General features: G+C 71.6%; 20 protein-coding genes. 10 read left to right on the top strand and 10 right to left on the bottom strand.

The window, feature by feature from the left end:
• Nucleotides 1-20: 20 nt before the first annotated feature.
• The 3 genes from MFF64_RS06010 to MFF64_RS06020 are packed head-to-tail and all read left to right on the top strand — an operon-like array spanning nt 21 to nt 2,144.
• Nucleotides 21-626 carry a sulfite oxidase-like oxidoreductase gene (locus MFF64_RS06010; RefSeq protein ID WP_099901534.1) on the top strand — a complete coding sequence of 202 codons (606 nt, stop codon included), beginning with the start codon at nt 21-23 and terminating at the stop codon, nt 624-626.
• A gap of 3 nt (nt 627-629) precedes the next feature.
• Nucleotides 630-1,337 carry an FAD-binding oxidoreductase gene (locus tag MFF64_RS06015; RefSeq protein ID WP_238190054.1) on the top strand — a complete coding sequence of 236 codons (708 nt, stop codon included), beginning with the start codon at nt 630-632 and terminating at the stop codon, nt 1,335-1,337.
• 9 nt (nt 1,338-1,346) lie between these two features.
• Complete coding sequence (locus tag MFF64_RS06020) at nt 1,347-2,144, top strand: shikimate dehydrogenase family protein (protein ID WP_238190056.1); 798 nt, start codon at nt 1,347-1,349, stop codon at nt 2,142-2,144.
• Nucleotides 2,145-2,150: 6 nt separating this feature from the next.
• On the opposite strand, the gene MFF64_RS06025 is transcribed toward MFF64_RS06020, so the two are convergent.
• Nucleotides 2,151-3,308 (bottom strand): S8 family serine peptidase, encoded by a 1,158-nt coding sequence (locus tag MFF64_RS06025; RefSeq protein ID WP_238190058.1) that lies wholly within the window; start codon nt 3,306-3,308, stop codon nt 2,151-2,153.
• 451 nt (nt 3,309-3,759) lie between these two features.
• On the opposite strand from MFF64_RS06025, the gene MFF64_RS06030 reads away from it, so the two are divergent.
• The 3 genes from MFF64_RS06030 to MFF64_RS06040 all read left to right on the top strand — a co-directional run bounded on the left by MFF64_RS06030 (nt 3,760) and on the right by MFF64_RS06040 (nt 7,345).
• On the top strand, nt 3,760-5,169 hold the full coding sequence (locus tag MFF64_RS06030; protein ID WP_238190061.1) for an FAD-binding oxidoreductase: 1,410 nt from the start codon (nt 3,760-3,762) through the stop codon (nt 5,167-5,169).
• Between the two features lie 86 nt (nt 5,170-5,255).
• Nucleotides 5,256-6,851 (top strand): GMC family oxidoreductase, encoded by a 1,596-nt coding sequence (locus MFF64_RS06035; RefSeq protein ID WP_238190062.1) that lies wholly within the window; start codon nt 5,256-5,258, stop codon nt 6,849-6,851.
• 26 nt (nt 6,852-6,877) lie between these two features.
• On the top strand, nt 6,878-7,345 hold the full coding sequence (locus MFF64_RS06040; protein WP_099905340.1) for an ureidoglycolate lyase: 468 nt from the start codon (nt 6,878-6,880) through the stop codon (nt 7,343-7,345).
• A 9-nt stretch (nt 7,346-7,354) separates the two neighbouring features.
• On the opposite strand, the gene MFF64_RS06045 is transcribed toward MFF64_RS06040, so the two are convergent.
• From MFF64_RS06045 to MFF64_RS06065, 6 genes are all read right to left on the bottom strand, one after another.
• Nucleotides 7,355-8,128 carry a DUF4198 domain-containing protein gene (locus tag MFF64_RS06045; protein WP_099905342.1) on the bottom strand — a complete coding sequence of 258 codons (774 nt, stop codon included), beginning with the start codon at nt 8,126-8,128 and terminating at the stop codon, nt 7,355-7,357.
• A gap of 204 nt (nt 8,129-8,332) precedes the next feature.
• Complete coding sequence (locus MFF64_RS37800) at nt 8,333-8,455, bottom strand: hypothetical protein (protein WP_273557140.1); 123 nt, start codon at nt 8,453-8,455, stop codon at nt 8,333-8,335.
• A 31-nt stretch (nt 8,456-8,486) separates the two neighbouring features.
• Nucleotides 8,487-9,776 (bottom strand): CCA tRNA nucleotidyltransferase, encoded by a 1,290-nt coding sequence (locus MFF64_RS06050; protein WP_099905344.1) that lies wholly within the window; start codon nt 9,774-9,776, stop codon nt 8,487-8,489.
• A complete protein-coding gene (locus tag MFF64_RS06055) occupies nt 9,773-10,030 on the bottom strand; it encodes a DUF6111 family protein (RefSeq protein ID WP_099905346.1) in 258 nt (85 codons plus the stop codon). Before MFF64_RS06055 ends, MFF64_RS06050 begins: the two co-directional genes overlap by 4 nt.
• A gap of 6 nt (nt 10,031-10,036) precedes the next feature.
• Nucleotides 10,037-10,696, bottom strand: a complete 660-nt coding sequence (locus MFF64_RS06060; RefSeq protein ID WP_099905348.1) for a CoA pyrophosphatase — start codon at nt 10,694-10,696, stop codon at nt 10,037-10,039.
• Complete coding sequence (locus MFF64_RS06065; RefSeq protein WP_099905350.1) at nt 10,693-11,292, bottom strand: DUF1285 domain-containing protein; 600 nt, start codon at nt 11,290-11,292, stop codon at nt 10,693-10,695. Before MFF64_RS06065 ends, MFF64_RS06060 begins: the two co-directional genes overlap by 4 nt.
• Nucleotides 11,293-11,557: 265 nt before the next feature.
• On the opposite strand from MFF64_RS06065, the gene MFF64_RS06070 reads away from it, so the two are divergent.
• Complete coding sequence (locus tag MFF64_RS06070) at nt 11,558-13,024, top strand: pilus assembly protein TadG-related protein (RefSeq protein ID WP_238190064.1); 1,467 nt, start codon at nt 11,558-11,560, stop codon at nt 13,022-13,024.
• A 21-nt stretch (nt 13,025-13,045) separates the two neighbouring features.
• Here MFF64_RS06070 and MFF64_RS06075 read toward each other — a convergent pair whose 3' ends face one another.
• Nucleotides 13,046-13,477 (bottom strand): PaaI family thioesterase, encoded by a 432-nt coding sequence (locus tag MFF64_RS06075; RefSeq protein WP_099905430.1) that lies wholly within the window; start codon nt 13,475-13,477, stop codon nt 13,046-13,048.
• Nucleotides 13,478-13,569: 92 nt separating this feature from the next.
• On the opposite strand from MFF64_RS06075, the gene MFF64_RS06080 reads away from it, so the two are divergent.
• The gene (locus tag MFF64_RS06080) at nt 13,570-14,043 is read left to right on the top strand and encodes a PaaI family thioesterase (RefSeq protein ID WP_238190066.1); all 474 of its coding nucleotides are present in this window, start codon (nt 13,570-13,572) and stop codon (nt 14,041-14,043) included.
• A 64-nt stretch (nt 14,044-14,107) separates the two neighbouring features.
• On the opposite strand, the gene MFF64_RS06085 is transcribed toward MFF64_RS06080, so the two are convergent.
• Together MFF64_RS06085 and MFF64_RS06090 are read right to left on the bottom strand one after the other, a co-directional pair.
• Nucleotides 14,108-14,431 (bottom strand): hypothetical protein, encoded by a 324-nt coding sequence (locus MFF64_RS06085; RefSeq protein WP_133123621.1) that lies wholly within the window; start codon nt 14,429-14,431, stop codon nt 14,108-14,110.
• Between the two features lie 154 nt (nt 14,432-14,585).
• On the bottom strand, nt 14,586-14,942 hold the full coding sequence (locus MFF64_RS06090) for a c-type cytochrome (protein ID WP_099905432.1): 357 nt from the start codon (nt 14,940-14,942) through the stop codon (nt 14,586-14,588).
• A gap of 255 nt (nt 14,943-15,197) precedes the next feature.
• On the opposite strand from MFF64_RS06090, the gene MFF64_RS06095 reads away from it, so the two are divergent.
• A complete protein-coding gene (locus MFF64_RS06095) occupies nt 15,198-16,631 on the top strand; it encodes an FAD-linked oxidase C-terminal domain-containing protein (RefSeq protein ID WP_099905434.1) in 1,434 nt (477 codons plus the stop codon).
• The gene (locus MFF64_RS06100; protein WP_238190068.1) at nt 16,628-18,316 is read left to right on the top strand and encodes an SWIM zinc finger family protein; all 1,689 of its coding nucleotides are present in this window, start codon (nt 16,628-16,630) and stop codon (nt 18,314-18,316) included. Before MFF64_RS06095 ends, MFF64_RS06100 begins: the two co-directional genes overlap by 4 nt.
• Nucleotides 18,317-18,346 lie beyond the last annotated feature (30 nt).

Consider the following 18,346-nt stretch of genomic DNA (forward strand, 5'->3'; position numbering starts at 1 on the left):
CCAGGAAAGGAGACATCCTCATGGTGACGCGAGGGTTCACGGGGCGCCGCCCAGCCCGGCCGGACGCGGAGCGCCTGCCGCCGGGCCAGTACCTCACCGAGGATTTCCCGGTGCTGCAGCTCGGGCCGACGCCGAGGATCGACCTCGCGCGCTGGCGCTTCACCCTGCGGGAGGGATCGAAGCCCCTGAAGAGCTGGACCTGGGACGAGTTCGAGGCCCTGCCGCGCACCCGCTGGAGGGGCGACATCCACTGCGTGACCAAGTGGTCGAAGTTCGACACCGCCTGGGAGGGCGTGACGATCGACGACCTCCTGGCGGCGGCCGGGATCGAGGCGCCGACCGCCTACCTGCTCGCCGAGGGCTACGACGACTACACCACCAACGTGCCGGTGGCCGACCTGACCGGGGCCAAGGCCATGGTGGCGACCCGCTACGCCGGCGAGCCGATCCCGCCCGATCACGGCGGCCCCGCCCGACTGCTGGTGCCGCACCTCTACTTCTGGAAGAGCGCCAAGTGGGTGAAGGGCCTGCGCTTCACGCAGAAGGACGAGGCCGGGTTCTGGGAGCTGCGCGGCTACCACATGGTCGGCGATCCCTGGCGCGAGCAGCGCTTCACCGGCGACTGAGCGGTGCCGCTCGTCTGGCAGGAGGCGCGGATCACCGCCGCCGTCCCTGAGACGCCGAGGGTACGGCGCCTCACCCTGGCGGTCGGCTGGTCGAAGCCCTTCCGGGCCGGCCAGCACGTCGACGTGCGCCTGACCGCACCGGACGGCTACCAGGCCCAGCGCAGCTACTCGATCGCCTCCTCCCCGACGAATCGTGAGACGATCGACCTCCTGATCGAGCGCCTCGACGACGGCGAGGTCTCGGGCTTCTTTGCCGACGTGGCCGAGCCCGGCGACGCGATCGAGCTGCGCGGGCCGATCGGCGGCGCCTTCGTGTGGGATCCGGCGCAGGGCGGGCCGCTCCTCCTCGTCGGCGGCGGGTCCGGGGTGGTGCCGCTGCTCGCCATGCTGCGCCACCGGGCGGAAGCGGCGCCCGGCGTGCCGGCCCTGCTGCTCTACTCCGCCCGGACCCTCGACGAGGTGATCGCCCGCGAGGAGCTGCTGCGCCGCGACGCCGAGGAGCCGGATTTTCGCCTGAGGCTCGTCCTCACCCGGTCGCCGGGCGGCCGGCGGATCGACGCAGCCACCATCGGCGAGACGCTCGCCGCCCTCGGAACACCGGCCCACACCTTCGTGTGTGGGGCGAACCCGTTCGTCTCCGCCGCCTCCGACCTCCTGGTCGAGGCCGGCGTGCCGGCGAGAACGATCCGCACCGAACGCTTTGGAGGATAGACCGCACCCATGCCCGAGATCACCGGCCACACCCGCGTCTTCGCGATCCTCGCCGACCCGATCACCCAGGTGAAGGCGCCGCAAGGGCTCAACCGCATCATGGCCGAGCGCGGGGTCGACGGGGTGATGGTGCCGCTCCACGTCGCGGCGGCCGACCTCGCGACGGTGCTCGCGGGCCTGCGGGGCGTGCAGAGCTTCGGCGGCGCGATCATCACCGTGCCGCACAAGACCGCGATCGTGCCGCTCCTCGATCACGTCAGCGAGGCGGCGCGGCTGGTCGGGGCGGTCAACGCCGTGCGGCGGGAGGCCGACGGCCGCCTCGTCGGCGAGATCCTGGACGGTGCCGGCTTCGTTGCGGGCCTGCGGGCGGCGGGCCACGAGCCTCGCGGGCGCAGCGCTTATCTCGCCGGGGCGGGCGGTGCCGCAAACGCCATCGCCTTCGCGCTGGCCGAAACAGGCGTCACCCACCTCACCGTACACAACCGCACGGCCGGCCGGGTGGAGGACCTGTTCGCGCGCCTGCGCCGGCTCGTCCCCGACCTGCCGCTGGCGCTCGGCGGTCCGAATCCGGCGGGGCACGACCTCGTGGTCAACGCCACCTCGCTGGGTCTGCGCCCCGACGATGCCCTGCCCCTCGACCCCGCCGGGCTCGAACCCGATCAGCTCGTGGCCGAGATCATCATGCAGCCGGCCGAGACGCCGCTGCTCAAGGTGGCGGCGGCGCGGGGCTGCCGCACCCATCCGGGCCTGCCGATGCTGGAGGGTCAGCTCGCCCTGATGGCGGATTTCCTGCGCATGCGGCCGTGATCCGGATCACAGCCCCAGGCGCATGGCGGTGCGCAAGGGCGCCATCACCCCGTAGCCGAGGCTGTGGTGCCAGCGCGACGAGCCGCGGCGGCGTGCATCGGCCTGGAGCGCGACGGTGAGGTCGCGGGGGGTGAGGGCGGCGTGTGGCAGCCGGGTCCGGAGCGCGGCGACGCAGCCGGCTGCGACTGAACAGGCGGCCGAGGTCCCGGCATCGGCCTTGCCGGGACCGCCCGCCTCCGAGCCGAGGAAGTCGGCGTAGCTCGCGAGGTCGGGCTTGGCGTAGACCATGCCGGGGATGCCCGGCCCCTGCGAGGCGGAGTCCGTGCGCCGGCCCCGCAGGGTCGCGCCGGTCACCGTGATGACGTCCGGATGGGCGTTCGCCCCCATGATGGTGGCCCGGGCGCGGCCCTGGCCGGGCGAGCCCGATCGCTCGTCGCGATGCACTTGCGCGGGATGCATTTGGGCTAGATGCATTTGGGACCGTCCTGGGCCGCCATTGCCGGCCGCGAACAGAATGTCGACGCCGTAGCGGCTGAGCGCCCCGACGATCCGGTTGAAGGGATGGCCGGGGTTGTCGACGTAGCGGCCGGGATGTCCGGCCGGGAAGTCCCAGCTCTCGTGGCCGACGCCCCAGGAATTGGTGACGACGAGGGCCTTGAAGCGTGGCTTGTCTACCCGGACCGCCGCGAGCAGGTGCGCGTAGGCCTGGAGCGCGTCGCTGAGGAAGCCGGGGCCCGTCGCGGGCAGGACCGGCAGGTCGAGCAGCGTCGCCCGCGGGGCGGCGATCAGGGCGCCATAGGCGCACATCGTGCCGGGGCCGACCGGGTGGTGGCCGGATTCGACTGGACGGGGCGGCCACGTCACCGACGCGTCGAGGTCGGCCGCAACGCCCCGCGCGGCCAGATGCGCGAGGTTGATCCCGCCATCCACCACCGCGATCGCCACGCCCGCGCCGTCGAGCCGGCGCGTGACGAGCCCAGGCACGCCGAGGCGCTGCTCCACCTCCGCCCGCGTGCCGCCCGGAGCGCTGGCCGGCGTCGCAAAATGCGCGATCGGCGGGTCGGAGAAGATCGCCGCGCCCTCCGTCGTCAGCGCCGACAGTTCGGCATCGGCGTCGATCGTCGCCCGGACGGCGTAGTGCGAGGCGCTGTCGGGTGACGACACCGAGAAAGGGGAGGTGAGCTGACTTTCTCCGAGAGGAACTGCAGAAAAGCGCGTATCGATTTCCGCGCGGGCCGGCAATCCGGTCAGACGGCGGGTGATCCCACTGCCGCCACTCAGCCTCATCATGGCAGAGTCGTGCAGCGCCTCCTGCGTCGGCAGGACGAGGATCACGCGCCGCTCGGGCATCGCCGTCTCCGATGGGGATTTGTGCGAGGTTTTATATAAATTTTATTCTCGCGCAAGTAGTTTCCGCTGCGCGAGGTGCGTGCTCTCGCCGGAACTTCGGATGAAGGCCCGCAACCGGTCGGCACGGTGGAATTGTTCTTCCCGATCGGGCAGGTCGCGATGAATCGGTCGCTGCCGGCTAGCGTCGCGCGGGCTTGACCCCGGCGGCCATCCGGGCGAGGCCGGCGCCACCTTCCTGCCGCCCACGACCCGTCGGAGGACGCCGATGACCCTTCCGGCCCACCAGCCCCAGCACGACGACCTGATCCACCGCCTCGGGCAGCGCCTCGGTCCCGCCGGCCTCCTCACCGAAGAGGCCGACATGGCCCCCTTCGCGATCGACTGGCGGCGCCTGTTTCCCGGCCGGCCTGCCTGCGTGGTGCGCCCCGCCTCCACCGCCGAGGTGGCCGACGTGGTGCGGCTGTGCGCCAAGGCCGGCGCCGCCCTGGTGCCGCAGGGCGGCAATACGGGGCTCGCCGGCGGCGCGGTGCCGGACGGATCGGCCACGCAGGTGGTGCTGTCGCTCGCCCGCATGAACGCGATCCGCGGGGTCGATCCGGTCGGCCTGACGCTGACCGCCGAGGCCGGCTGCGTCCTCAAGGTGGCGCAGGACGCCGCCGAGGCGGCCGGGCGGCTCCTGCCGGTGAGCTTCGCGGCGGAGGGCTCGGCGCTGGTCGGCGGCGTGATCGCCACCAATGCGGGCGGGATCAACGTGGTGCGCTACGGCATGACCCGCGGCCTCGTCCTCGGCCTCGAGGTGGTGCTCGCCGACGGCAGCGTCGTCGACGGCTTGCGGGCCCTGCGCAAGGACAATGCCGGCTACGACTGGAAGCAGCTCTTCATCGGCACCGAGGGCACGCTCGGCATCGTCACGGCGGCGGTCCTGCGCCTCGTGCCCAAGCCGCGCCACACCGCGACGGCCCTCCTCGCCGTGCCCGATCCGGCGGCGGCCCTGCGCCTGTTCACCCTCGCCCAAGACGAAATCGGCGACAGCATCCAAGCGTTCGAGCTGATCTCCGGCACCTCGCTCGGCCTGGTGGAGACGCATGCGGGCCTCAAGAGCCCGGTCGGGCAGGCGGGCTGGAGCGTGCTGATCGAGGCGGCCTCGTCGCTCTCGGGGTTGCGCGAGGCGATGGAAGGCGTGCTCGGCACGGCGCTCGAGCGCGAGGACGCCCTCGACGGGGTGCTGGCCGAATCCGGTCGCCAGGCCGCCGAGCTCTGGGCCCTGCGCGAGCACGTGACCGAGTGCGAGGCCCGCGAGGGCAAGAGCGTGAAGCACGACGTCTCGGTGCCGATCACCGCGATCCCCGACTTCCTCGACGAGGCCGGCCGGGTCTTGGCGGCGGGCGCGCCCGGCACCCGCGTCAACACCTTCGGCCATATGGGCGACGGCAACATCCACTACAACGTGCTGATCGGGCCGGACCACGCCTCGGAGGCGATCAACGCCCTCGTGCACGGGGTGGTGGACCGCTACAGCGGCAGCATCTCGGCCGAGCACGGCATCGGCCAGTACCGCGTCGCCGAGCTCGCCCGCCACCGCCATCCGGACGAGATGGCGCTGGCGCGGCGGATCAAGGCGGCGCTCGATCCGGAGGGGCTGCTGAATCCGGGGAAGGTGCTGGCGCGGGGGTAGGGAAGGCGGCGCCCGAACCCTCCCCGCAGAGGGGGAAGGGATCGAGGACGAGCCACAACGACAAAAACGAACACCGAGGGAGGAGCATGGACGCGTTCGACTTCGTCATCGTCGGCGGGGGCACCGCGGGCTGCGTGCTGGCCAACCGCCTGAGCGAGGATGCCCGCCACCGCGTGCTGCTGCTCGAGGCGGGCGGGGAGGGGACAGGGTTCTGGGTCGGCATCCCGGCCGGCTTCCCCAAGCTCCTCACCGGCGCCGCCTTCAACTGGCGCTTCGTCACCGAGCCGGAGCCGAACACCCACGACCGCGCCATCGTGGTGCCCCGCGGCAAGGGGCTCGGCGGCTCGACGCTCATCAACGGCATGATCTTCGTGCGCGGCCAGCCGCAGGATTTCGACATCTGGGCCCAGAGCGGCAATCGCGGCTGGAGCTGGCAGGACGTGCTGCCCTACTTCCGCAAGCTCGAGCATTTCGAGGGCGGCGATCCCGCCTTACGCGGCCGGGGCGGGCCCCTCCACGTCACCCGGGTCGGGGTGAGGAACCCCCTCGCCGATGCCTTCATCCGCGCCGGGACCGAGGCCGGCTACCCGGAGAACCCCGACTATAACGGCGCCTCGCAGGAGGGGTTCGGCTATTACCAGGCCAACCAGCGAAACGGCCGCCGCTGGAGCGCCCGGGACGCCTACCTGCAGCCGGCCCGCACGCGCCCGAACCTGACGGTGCGCACCAACGCCCACGTCCTGCACCTCGATCTCGACGGCACCCGCGTGACCGGCGTCACCTACCGGCGCGACGGGCGCGAGGAGCGGGTGAGCGCGCGGGCCGAGGTGATCCTGGCCGCCGGCGCCGTGCAGTCGCCCCACCTGCTCGAACTCTCCGGCATCGGCCGGCCGGAGGTGCTGGCGGCAGCCGGCATCCCCGTGCGCCACGCCCTGCCGGGCGTCGGCGAGAACTACCGCGACCATTACGCCACGCGGATGAACTGGCGCGTGACGCTGCCGGTGACCCTCAACGAGGCGACCCGCGGCTGGCGCCTCGGCCTCGCGGTCGGCCAGTATTTCCTCACCCGCCGCGGCATCCTGACCCTCGGCACCGGCCTCGCCCACGGCTTCGTGCGCACCCGTCCCGATCTCGCCGGGCCCGACGTGCAGTACTTCTTCATGCATGCGAGCTACGCCAATGCCGCCGACCGCACCCTCGACCGCGCGCCCGGCATGACGATCGGCGTGACGCAGCTGCGTCCCGAATCCCGCGGCACCATCCACGCGGTCTCAAGCGATCCGCTCCGCCCGCCGGCGATCCGCCCGAACTTCCTGAGCGTGCGCACCGACCAGGAGGCCCTGATCGAGGGCATGCGCATCGCCCGCCGGGTGATCGAACAGCCCGCCATGGACCCCTACCGCGCGCACGAGCTCAATCCCGGCGACGGCGTGCAATCGGACGACGAGTGGCTCGATTTCGCCCGCCGCAACGGCCAGACGATCTACCACCCGGTCGGCACCTGCAGCATGGGCCAGGGCCCGGAGGCGGTGGTGGACGAGCGCCTGCGGGTGCGCGGCCTCGACGGCCTGCGGGTGATCGACGCGAGCGTGATGCCGACCGAGGTCTCGGCCAACACCCAGGCCGCCGTGATGATGATCGCCGAGAAGGGGGCGGACCTGATACGGGAGGATCGCCGCTGAGGCGCGACCCGAAAGGACCCGACGAGATGCGTACCCTGCCGATCGAGCCGATCACCGCGGAGGCCTTCGCTCCTTTCGGCACGCTGCTGGTCGGCCCGGCGGCCGGCCCGCGGCAGGACCGGGCGGCCGAGATCGAGAACGGGCGCCCGGGCGCGGCCCTCAACCTCGCCCTCATCCGCAGCGAGCCCTTCGCCGATTCCCTGCCCCTGCGGCGGCTCGAGCGGCACCCGCACTCGGCGCAAGCCTTCCTGCCGCTCGCCGTCGGCGAGTACCTGGTGGTGGTGGCCCCCGATGCCGGCGGGCGGCCGGACGAGACGGCCTTGCGCGCCTTCCGGGTGCCGGCCGGCACGGGCATCGTCTACCGCAGCGGGGCGTGGCACGCCCACATGACCACGCTGTCGGCGCCCGGCACCTTCGCGATGCTGGTGCACGAGGATGGCGGGCCGGAGGATTGCGTGTTCGCGCCGATCGCCCCGGTCACGCCGGAGGCGTGACGCCGTCGCTCAATTCACCGACGGCTCGTCGAGCCGGAACGCGAAGGTCGCGGTGTAGACGTCCTCGTCGGCGAGCGTCGGGGTGGCCGACGGGCTCACGGTCTGGCTCACCGTGAGCACCTGGCTGCCGGCCTTGCGGATCGGCACCGTGGCGATGCCGTCCGGATCGGTGGTGTAGGCCGGCACGCCGGCCCGCTCCGGCTCCATACCGCTGTCGCCGTAATAGAGGTCGGCCCCCGGCAGCGGCGCGCCACGAAACAGCACCCGCACACGGATCGCTCCCGCGGTCGGCCCCGGGACCTCGATCGGCACGATCTCCAGCGTGTGGCCGACCACCCGCAGCCACGGCGCGCCAGGGCCGAAAGCGGCCTTGGCGTATTTCACCGACCAGCGGCCCTCCCGGGCGTCGGGCACCAAGCGCCGGCTGGCGTTGAGGCGGGTGCCGTCGCGCAGGGTCGCCCAGTAGCCGGCATCGTAGGTCGCCGCGACCAGCGTGCGGCCGGGCTTCGTGCCGAGCGGCGCCAGCAGGGCGGGCGGCACCTCCGGCGGGGCCGGCTTGAGGCCGGCGCGCAAGGACGTGCTCCCGTCCTGCGTCAGGGCGACGAGCTCGATGAGCTTCAGGGGGCTCGGCGCCTCGCGCTTCGAGGCGTGGCCGTAATTGACCCGGACCTGCGGGACCTGCTCGACGGTGCTGAGCGTCAGCCACAGCTCGTGCGCGCCGCCCGGCCGCGAGGCCCCGAGGACGAGGGCGGCGGCCAGGGCGGTGCGGAGCAGGGGCTGCATCGGTCGTCGGTCTCCATCGGGCGGCGCCGGACAGCGCCTCGCGCGGGTGGGGCGAGGCACGAAGCGGGCCCGCGGCGGCAAGGCATCATAACCCATCCGGCGGCAAACCGATCCCGCAGGAGCCCCGAGGCCGACGATCCCTCGGGTGAACCGTCCGACAGCCCGGTCATTCCGCGTGCGGGCTTGCCTCGAACAGGCTTGTCCTCAGGTCGGCTTGGCCTGCTGTCCCTGGCGCGCCTCGCGCGCCCCGTTCGTCAGGTAGGACAGGGCCACCGCCCCGGCAACGGCCACTGCCGCCGCCCCGAACACCATCGCGATCCGCGCCATCCCGTCCTCTCCCCGGGCGATCCCGGTACTGTTAGTTCCTGGAATGGGGCGAACGGGCGGCGTCTTCGCGGGTTCCGCCGGCGGTCGCGAGGGCCAGGGCGCACAGGCGCGCCTTCGCGGCCGCATCGGTCGGGCAGCCCTCCGCGAGCCAGGCCCGGCGCGCTGCCGCCAGGCCCCGGCCGAGGTTGCGGCCGGGCGGGGCGCCCGCCGCCACCAGTTCCGCCCCGGTGACCGGCAGAACCGGCACCGGATCGGCGCCGGCGGCGAAGCGGGCGAGCGCGTCGGCGGCGTCCGGCGTCAGCACCGGCCGCGGCTCGCCCGTCAGTACCAGGGCGGCATCGGAGACCGCCCCCGCGCCGTGCACGGCCACCAGACGCCGCACATCCGGGGGAGTCAGGGGATCGAGCGCCCCGTGCAGGGCGGCCTCGGCTCCCGCATAGGCTGAGAGCCGCGCATGCTCGGCCTTCGACAGGCGCAAGGTGTCCTGCAGGCGCTCCGCATCGGCACCGGAGCGGACCGCCAGGGCGGCGAGGCGGCGCACGGGATCGGCTTCGGTCTCCGCACCGGCGAGGCGGGCGAGGCGGCCGAGATCGCCGGCCCCGCCGATCAGGCGCTGCAGCAGCCCGGTCTGGGACAGTACGGCGGTGACGGCGGGCGCCCCCGGGGCGACGAGGAGCCTCAGGAGTTCCCCCCGCACCCGCTCGCGGGAGAGCAGCGCCAGCCCGTCCCGCGCCTCGATCGCGGCGGACACCCCCTCCGGATCGGGGGCGCCGGCGCCGTAGCGGGCGTGGAAGCGGAAGAAGCGCAACACCCGCAGGTAATCCTCGCGGATGCGCTGGCGCGCCTCGCCGATGAAGCGCACCCGGGCCTCCGCGAGGTCGGCCAAGCCCCCGACCGTATCGTGCACGCGGCCCGCCGGGTCGACCGAGAGGGCGTTGACGGTGAAATCGCGCCGAGCCGCGTCGCGGGAAAAGTCGCGGCCGAAGCGCACCACGGCATGGCGCCCGTCGGTCTCGATGTCCTCGCGCAGGGTCGTCACCTCGAACGGCTCGCCCTCCACCACCACCGTGACGGTGCCGTGCGCGATGCCGGTCGGCACCGGCTTCAGGCCCGCCGCGCGCGCGCGCGCCACCACCGCCTCGGGCAGCAAGGTGGTGGCGAGGTCGATATCGGCGACCGGGCGGCCCAGCAGCGCGTCGCGCACCGCGCCGCCGACGAGGCGGGTCTCCTCGGCCGGAGCGTCGAGGGCGGCGAGCACGCGGGCGAGACGCGGCTGCGCCAGCACCGCCCGCAGGGCGGCCTCGTCGAGGGGACGGTTCACCGGAACTGCCCGGGCACCACCCGGCCGTTCTCGATGTGGGTCGGCACGAAGCCGTCCCGGTGCCGCTCCGAGGTGAGCGCCACCACCACGAAGGAGGCGATGACCAGGGCGGCGCCCGCGATGGCGAGCCGCGCGGCGTGGTCGCTCCAGTGAATCCAGCGCAGCGGGCTGCGCTGGCGCAGGACCAGCCACACCGCGAAGACCGCGAAGGGGAGCAGGAACAGCAGGACGTCGTCGATCAGCGCGCGGGCCATCAGATCTCACTCGTCCGCGTCGCGGAGCCGGTCGTAGAGGTTGCGCACGATGCCGGCGGTCACCCCCCAGATGTAGCGCTCGCCGAAGGGGATCGCGTAGTAGCGGCGCTGGCGCCCGCGCCATTCCCGGCTGTGCAGGGCGTGGTTGGCGACGTTCATCAGGAAGTCGAGCGGCACCTCGAACGCCTCCGCCACCTCGTGCGGGTTGAGGCTGAGCCCTGCGTCCGGCGCCACCAGCCCGACCACCGGCGTCACCAGGAAGCCGGTGCCGGACAGGTAGGGATCGAGGTAGCCGAGCGGCGTCACCGCCGCCGGGTCGAGGCCGATCTCCTCGTTGGCCTCCCGCAGGGCTGCCGCGAGCGGCGAGGGATCGCCGGGATCGATCTTGCCGCCCGGGAAGGCGATCTGGCCCGAATGGTCGCGCAGGTGCGAGGCCCGCAGGGTGAACAGCACCGAGACGCCGTCGTCGCGCGGCACCACCGGCACCAGCACCGCGGCGAGCCGGGGCGGGCGAGACAGGGCGGCCTCCAGCACGTCGGGCTCGAGGTCGTGGTCGCCCCTCGGGTTCGAGGTCGAATCGTGCGGGCCCGGCGGCTCGGGCCGCAGGCGGTCGCGGGCGCGGGTCAGGAAGGCGTCGAGAGCCGTCGGAGCGGCGAGATCGGTCACGACAGCTCGGCCGCCCGGGCAATGCGATGGAAGCGCCCGCCGGCGGCGAGGCCGAACCAGCTCTCGCCCGCCTCCTCGCGCTCCTCGCACAGCTCCACGAGGTCGTAGGTCAGCGCCCGGGTGAGGCGGGCCCAGAGGCCGTGGCGCACGGCGACGTAGGGCTTGAACCCGCCCTCCGGATCGCGCTCGACGCGCAGCGGGTGAGCCTCGTCGAAGGGGACCACGTCGTCGAGGTTGGTGCGGAAGGCGATGGCCCTCTCGTCGCCCTCGCCCTCCACCGCCATCTCGACCGCCAGGAAGGCCGCGTCCTCGACCTCGATCCCGACCCGCTCCACCGGCGTCACCAGCACGGTGCGCCCGTCGGGGTCGCGGCGGAGGATGGTGGAGAAGAGCTTGACCAGGGCCGGCCGGGTGATCGGGCTGCCGTTATAGTGCCAGGTCCCGTCCGCGGCGATGCGCATCGGGATCTCGCCGCAATAATCCGGGTTCCAGCGCTCGACCGGCGGCGGCCCGCGCCGCGTGCCCTCCGCGCCCAGAGCCGCGGTCAGTCGTTCGAGGACCCCGCCGGGCGGGGCGCCGTTCGGATCGTGCGTCATGCGGCTCTACATAGCGGATCGGGGCGGGTTGTGCAGGCGTCGTCGTGGCGGGTCGCCGCCGGGATCGGCATGCGGCGACGGCGCTCGCGGCGATCATCGGTCTGATGACGCGTCATCGCCCTTGCTCCGACGGTGATCGACAACGCGTGTTTGCTCAGCATCTGCCGCAGATGGAGATGGCATAAGGCGACGTTGAGAAATTAATCTGACTTAGGGTAATTTTAAGACATGATCGGATAACAATATTTTGTTTGTGAGGGTCGGCTTGAAAAAATCTCGCCAAAACGTGCTGAGCAGTTTTGCGGCAGACAGGAGCGGTGGCCTCGCGCTGATCCTCGCGCTTGTTCTCCCGATCGTGCTCGGCTTCGTGGGGGTCGGGGTCGATTACGCGACCTGGCTGGTGCGCAAGCAGAGGCTCCAGAACATTGCCGACGCGACGGCTCTCGCCGTCGTCTCCGACATGCAGGTCGGCGGCTACGACAGGGGCCGGGCGCAAGCCGTGGCGGAGAGCCAGGTACGCAGCCTCGCGGGGACCGCGCTCGGTTCCGATCCGATCACGGTCACGACCGAGCCGGTCTATCGCCGGCAGAACGGGAACGATCCCTTCGCGCCGGTGGTGGTCAACGGCGGCGACCAGGCGCCCACGGGCGTGAGGACGACCCTGTCGCAGCGCAAACGCGCAATCATGACCAAGCTCGTGACGCCGCACCTGACCGACATCCTCGTCCAGGCGACCGCCGAGATCGTCGGCACGTCCCGGGTCTGCGTCGTGGCGCTCGACGGGCGGTCGGCGGACGCCATCGCCCTGCGCAACGATTCCCGGGTTTCGGCGACCAACTGCTCCGTCTACGCGATGTCCGATTCCAGTGCGGCGATCAACGCGCGCGACACGTCGCAGCTCTCCGCGATGACGTCGTGCACGGTCGGCGGCTATGCCGGTCCGTCGCAGCGCTACCAGCCCGTGCCGATCACCGGCTGCCCGGCCATCAAGGACCCGCTCGCGGGACGCGCCGCCCCGCCGGTGGGGGGCTGTACGTATACTAACAAGCTGGTGGGGAATTGGAGCGAAGTTCTCAATCCTGGAACTTATTGCGGCGGTCTTGTTCTTACGTCAGGCGCTGTAGTCAAGCTGAATCCTGGGATCTATGTCATGAAGGACGGTCCTTTCGTGGTCGGAACGGACATTTTGAAGCAGGGGAAAGGGCACAAGCATGATCACGCTTCGTGTCTTTGCTATCATAACGACGTTTCTTTGCATGACAAAGAGATGATGCACTGCCCCGCCGCGCCATCATCACTGCCGGCGGCTTCGCTGAGCGGTGACGGCGTGGGCTTCTACTTCACTGGAACGGTCCCGCCTGAATACGACGGCATCCCCCGCCCGCTGCAATTCATGCCGCGTTCGAACGTGTCGCTCAGCGCGCCGACGGGCGACGTCATGGCGGGCCTGCTGTTCTTCGAGGACCGCGCCGCCCCGGTGGACCGGGTGTTCGAGGTCATGAGCGACAATGCGCGCCGTCTCGTCGGCACGATCTACATGCCGCAGGGCACCTTCCTGGTCTCTGCCAATCAGGTCGTCGCCGACCAGTCGGAATACACCGCCATCGTCACGCGGAAGCTGGCGCTGTCGCAGGCGCCGCGTCTCGTCGTCAACGCGAATTACAGCGCCACCAAGGTGCCGGTGCCTCAGGGGCTCGGCCCCACGAGCACCCGCCCGTCGCTCACCCATTGATCTCCGGCGGGGCCGGCCGCGTCAGGCCGCGCCCACCTCCGGCCGGCGGCGCAGGATCTTCCACACCCCGGTGGCGGTGGCGACGATGCGCCCGTCGCACCGCGCGTCGCCGCGCAGGAAGACCAGGCTGCTGGTGCGCTGCACCACCTCGGGCGTCATCGTGATCGTCTCGCCGATCCGTCCGGCCGAGACGAACTGCATCTCGAACTGCACCGTGACGCAATTCGCCCCGCCAGCGGCCCGCATGGCGGAAAAGCCGAGCGCCCGGTCGGCGAAGGTCATCATCATGCCGCCCTGCACCACGCCGATCAGGTTGGCGTGCTTGGGCTCGGCCCGGAAGGCGAAGCTCACCGCCTCGCCCTCCTCGCGCAGCAGGACCGGGCCGACCAGGGAGAGGAAGCCAGGATCGTCGAAGGGGCGCCAGCCGGCCGGATCGGAATCGGGGGTGGTCATCGAGGGTCTCGGAGGGTGAGAGCGCTGGACAGCGCGGCCGCGGCCGTGCCTCAACGTCCCTACAAGACAATCGAGGGGGAGGCCCAGCGCCCGTGACGGACCAGACACACGAGGCGCGCCTGCGCGCCCAGCCCGAGGCGATCCAGGCGCGCGTGCGCGCCAGCTTCGACAAGCAGGGCCTGATGCGCACCCTCGGAGCCTCCCTCGCCGCGGTGTCGCCCGGCGCGGTCGAGATCGCCCTGACCCCCGGGCCGGCGGTGTCGCAGCAGCACGGCTTCGTCCATGCGGGGGCGGTGAGCGCCATCGCCGACAGCGCGGCGGGCTACGCGGCCCTGACCCTGATGCCGCCCGGCGCCGGGGTGCTAACGGCGGAATTCAAGATCAACCTGCTGGCCCCCGCCGCCGGCCGCCGCATCGTCGCCCGGGGGCAGGTGGTCAAGGCCGGCCGCACCCTGACCCTCGCCCAGGCCGAGGTCTTCGCCGAGACGGAAGCGGGCGAGAAGCTGGTCGCGCTCCTCACCGCCACCTTGATGACGGTGCAGGGGCGGGAGGGCGTCGGCGATTGAGGATGGGACTGCCGCCCGCCTCTCCCCCAACGGTCTCCGGATGGATTGGCCGGCGACTGTCGTCTCACTCGCCGATGGATGCGGCGTCGCGAAGATACGTCGAGTATCGCTGGGTCTTCGCGTAGGCGTGCGCCACTTCGATCGGGATGCGCGCCTCGCGATACCAGGGCAGGTGACGCGACGTGAATCTTCCGCCCGCCCGAACCGCGCGCCAGATATTTGAATGCTGGAAATGATCCTTGTTGTAGAGTGCGAAAGTGGTATCGAGTATCGCATCATAAACGGGATCGCCTCCTGAGAGAGGAGGCAATTGATGATGCCAAAACTGGTCCTCGTGTTCCCAGATTTTCACCATGCTCCCGCCGGAGTAGATCAGGTCTTCGCGCAACAAATGGCGATCGCCGATCTCCAGGGCGAAGCCCGCCTTCCCGACCCTGCGACTGTTATAACTTAATCCAGCGCTGCGTCATGCGAGCATCACGACGGTCGATTCCGTCGACGGGCCCGGGACCCCGGCGATGACCGCCGGGGTCCACCGTGCGTTACTTCTGGGTCTCGAGATAGGCGATCAGGTCCGACACCTTCTTGTCGTCCTTCATGCCGGCATAAATCATCTTGGTGCCCGGCACCTTGGCCTTCGGGTCGTGGATGTAGTCCCGGAAGGTGGACTCGTCCCAGGTCAGGCCGGAATTCTTCATCGCCGCCGAATAGTTGTAGCCCTCGTGGGTGCCGGCCTTGCGGCCGATGACGCCCTTGAGATCCGGCCCGACGCCGTTCTTGCCGAAGGCGTGGCAGGCCTTGCAGGGGGCGAAGGCCTTCTCGCCGGCGGCCGCGTCCTGGGCCTGGGCGGCGAAGGGCAGGAGCGCCGCCAGGGCGGCACCGAGGATGAGCTGACGCATGAGGTTCCCTCCAACGGACGTCGTTCGCGACGGGCCATCGGGATATGGCCCAGCCTGCAGTTTGGTACAGTTAAAAACGCCGACGGCTCGCGACGGGTCCCGTGCGGCGAAAAGAAGCTGTGCCGCGTCCCCGCGCAATCGGACCAAGGTGCGGGGGTGCCCCATGGATGGGCGCGCTTCCTCGCCTGAGGTAAGAGGGGGCATCCGCGGCCTTCGCCGGCCGAACGACATCCAAGAATGCCCGGAGGATACCCCATGACGATCGCCTTCCCGACGCCGGACCCCGCGATCCTCGCCCGCCGCGACGCGATCGTGGACGGCCTGCGCGGCCTCGTCGCGCCGGAGGCCCTGGTGACCAGCGAGGACGAGCGCCGCGCCTTCGAGACCGACGGGCTCACCGCCTACCGCAAGATGCCGCTGGCCGTGGTTCTGCCCTCGACGACCCAGGAGGTCGCGGCCGTGATGCGCTACTGCCACGAGAACGGGGTGCGGGTGGTACCGCGCGGCGCCGGCACCTCGCTCGCCGGCGGCGCCATCGCGCAGGAGGATGCGGTGATCCTCGGCGTCGCCAAGATGAACCGGGTGCTCGACGTCGATTTTTCGAACCGCACCGCCCGGGTCCAGGCCGGCATCACCAACCTCGCCATCAGCGCGGCGGTGGCCCACGAGGGCTTCTTCTACGCCCCCGACCCGTCGAGCCAGCTCGCCTGCACCATCGCGGGCAACATCGCGATGAATTCCGGCGGCGCCCATTGCCTGAAATACGGCGTCACCACCAACAACCTGATGGGCGTGACCCTGGTCATGATCGACGGCACGGTGGTCGAGATCGGCGGCGACCACCTCGATGCCGCCGGCTACGACCTGCTCGGCCTGGTCTGCGGCTCGGAAGGGCAGCTCGGCATCGTCACCGAGGCAACCGTCAGGATCCTGCGTGCCGCGGAAGGCGCGCGGCCGGCCCTGATGGGCTTCGGCACGGTCGAGGATGCGGGCGCCTGCACGGCGGCGATCATCGGCGCCGGCATCATCCCGGTGGCGATCGAGTACATGGACCGCGAGGCGATCACGATCTGCGAGGCCTTCGCCCATGCGGGCTACCCGCTCGACGCCGAGGCGATGCTGATCATCGAGGTCGAGGGCTGCCAGGAGGAATGCGACGCGATGCTCGCCCGCATCTGCGAGATCGCCAAGCCCTTCAACCCGACGAGCCTGAAGGTCTCGCAGTCCGAGGCCGAGAGCGCCGCGATCTGGAAGGGCCGCAAGTCGGCCTTCGGCGCCACGGGCCGCATCTCCGACTACATCTGCATGGACGGCACCATCCCGACCGGGCAATTGCCGCGCGTGCTGGAGCGCATCGGCGAGATCACCCAATCCTATGGTCTGCGCTGCGCCAACGTCTTCCACGCCGGCGACGGCAACCTGCACCCGTTGATCCTGTTCGACATCAACACGCCCGGCGAGATGGAGAAGGCGGAGGCCGCCGGCGAGGAGATGCTGAAGCTCTGCGTCGAGGTCGGCGGCTGCCTCACCGGCGAGCACGGCGTCGGTATCGAGAAGCGCGACCTGATGACCGTCCAGTACAACCCGGAGGATCTGCACCAGCAGATGCGGGTGCGGGCGGTGTTCGACCCGGCCTGGCTGATGAACCCGGCCAAGGTCTTCCCGCTCGAGGGCCGGATCGCCGCGTGAGGAGTAAGCGGGGCAGCGACAAGAGCGCGTCTGCCGCCTTGCCGGGCGAGGCGGCGGTCAAGGCCCTCGCCGACCCGAAGGTGTTCGAGCGCGGCCGCGACGTGGCACGCTCGGGTGCCGTCTCCGACCTCGTGCGGCGGGGCGACCATCTCACCGCCGCGGTCGCGGGCAGCGAGGACGAGCCCTACCGGGTCACGGTCCGGCTGAAGGATCGCGGCGTGGCGGATTTCTGCTGCAGCTGTCCCTACGAGTGGGGTGGGGCCTGCAAGCACGTCGTCGCCATCCTGCTCGCCGCGGCCAGGCCCGGGGCGGTGACCGAGCGGCCACCGGTGCGCCAGCTGCTCGACGGCCTGTCCCGGGACGCCCTGACGGACCTGCTGCTGCGCCGGGCCGGGACCGATCCCGACCTGCCCGGCTGGATCGAGGTCGAGCTGGCCACAGCCCCCGGCCGAGGTGCCGTCGATCCGGCGCCGCTGGCCGCCCGGGCGCGGACCGTCCTCGCCCGCCGGGCGCGGACCTACTGGGACGATTACGAATCCGTCGGTCCCTCCGCCGAGCTTCATGCCCTGGTCGAGAAGGCGGTGCCGTTCCTGGAGGCCGGCGACGGGCGGAACGCGCTTCGTGTCCTCGTGGCTGTGGCCGAGCCATTCATCGAGGAGTGGCTCGGCGAGATGGCCGAGACCGACGAGGAGATGTACCTCCTGTTCGAGGACCTCGGACGGATGATGGCCGAGGCCGTCCTGATGGGCGACCTCTCGGAGGACGAGCGCGACGACCTGTTCGAGACGGTCGAGGGCTGGCAGGCCGAGCTCAGCGACTACGGGCCGGAGGGCTTCTCGATCGTCACCGCGGCGCTCGCCGCCGGCTGGGACGCGCCGGCGCTCCAGGCCGTGCTCGCCGGCGAGGCCGGGGCGGCCCTGCCGGCGACCGAAAAGGACCTCGTCGCGGTCCGTCTGCGGGCGCTCGAGGCCACCAGCCGCGCCGAGGAGTACCTGAACCTCGCCCGGGCGGCCGGGGATGGGGCGGCCTATGCCGGCATGCTGGTGCAGCTCGGCCGGACCGACGAGGCGGTCGCCTACGCGGCCGAGCACGTCGCGGATCCGGGCCAGGTCCTCGCCCTCGCGCGGCGTCTGCGCGAGGGCGGGCATCCCGCCCGGGCGCTCGACCTGGCGCAATCCGGCCTGCGCCGAGCCGGCCCAGAGGCGAGCAGGTCGGCCGGGGCCCTGGCGCGCTGGCTGCGCGACGAGGCCGCCGCGCTCAAGCGCCGGGACCTCGCCCTCGAGGGCGCCCGCGCTGCCTTCGCTCAGAGCTGCGCCCTCGACGACTACCTGGCCGCCCGGAAGGTGGCGGGCAAGGGCTGGGACCCCCTCCGCGACGACCTCCTGGCGATCCTGGCCAAGACCGATTTCGCCTCCGACCGGATCGCGATCCTGCTCGAGGAGGGGCTGGTCGGGGACGCCATGACGGCGGCCGAGTTCAACCGCGAGCACACGATCGACGAGGCGGTGCTGCACCGCCTGGCCGAGGCGGCTTTGGAGCGCGACCCGGCCTGGGTCGCCCGCTTCGCCGAAGCACGGGCGGCGCCGCTCCTGACCGCCGGCTCGCGGCGCCCCTACGAGCAGGCCGCGGCCTGGCTCGCCCATGCCCGGCAGGCTTACCTGGCGCAGGGCAGGCAGGCGGAGTAGGTCACACGGATCGAGGCGCTGATCACCGAG

Origin of the sequence: Methylobacterium frigidaeris (assembly GCF_022179185.1) — a bacterium.
In the GTDB taxonomy this organism is placed as follows: Bacteria; Pseudomonadota; Alphaproteobacteria; order Rhizobiales; family Beijerinckiaceae; genus Methylobacterium; species Methylobacterium frigidaeris.

Bases quoted from the DNA above. Each gene is read 5' to 3' on its own strand.
- MFF64_RS06055 (WP_099905346.1), bottom strand. From the start codon at position 10,030: ATGGCCCGCGCGCTGATCGACGACGTCCTGCTGTTCCTGCTCCCCTTC.
- MFF64_RS06010 (WP_099901534.1), top strand. From the start codon at position 21: ATGGTGACGCGAGGGTTCACGGGGCGCCGCCCAGCCCGGCCGGACGCG.
- MFF64_RS37800 (WP_273557140.1), bottom strand. From the start codon at position 8,455: ATGGCGCGGATCGCGATGGTGTTCGGGGCGGCGGCAGTGGCCGTTGCC.
- MFF64_RS06090 (WP_099905432.1), bottom strand. From the start codon at position 14,942: ATGCGTCAGCTCATCCTCGGTGCCGCCCTGGCGGCGCTCCTGCCCTTC.
- MFF64_RS06045 (WP_099905342.1), bottom strand. From the start codon at position 8,128: ATGCAGCCCCTGCTCCGCACCGCCCTGGCCGCCGCCCTCGTCCTCGGG.
- MFF64_RS06095 (WP_099905434.1), top strand. From the start codon at position 15,198: ATGACGATCGCCTTCCCGACGCCGGACCCCGCGATCCTCGCCCGCCGC.
- MFF64_RS06035 (WP_238190062.1), top strand. From the start codon at position 5,256: ATGGACGCGTTCGACTTCGTCATCGTCGGCGGGGGCACCGCGGGCTGC.
- MFF64_RS06075 (WP_099905430.1), bottom strand. From the start codon at position 13,477: ATGACCACCCCCGATTCCGATCCGGCCGGCTGGCGCCCCTTCGACGAT.
- MFF64_RS06030 (WP_238190061.1), top strand. From the start codon at position 3,760: ATGACCCTTCCGGCCCACCAGCCCCAGCACGACGACCTGATCCACCGC.
- MFF64_RS06020 (WP_238190056.1), top strand. From the start codon at position 1,347: ATGCCCGAGATCACCGGCCACACCCGCGTCTTCGCGATCCTCGCCGAC.
- MFF64_RS06065 (WP_099905350.1), bottom strand. From the start codon at position 11,292: ATGACGCACGATCCGAACGGCGCCCCGCCCGGCGGGGTCCTCGAACGA.
- MFF64_RS06040 (WP_099905340.1), top strand. From the start codon at position 6,878: ATGCGTACCCTGCCGATCGAGCCGATCACCGCGGAGGCCTTCGCTCCT.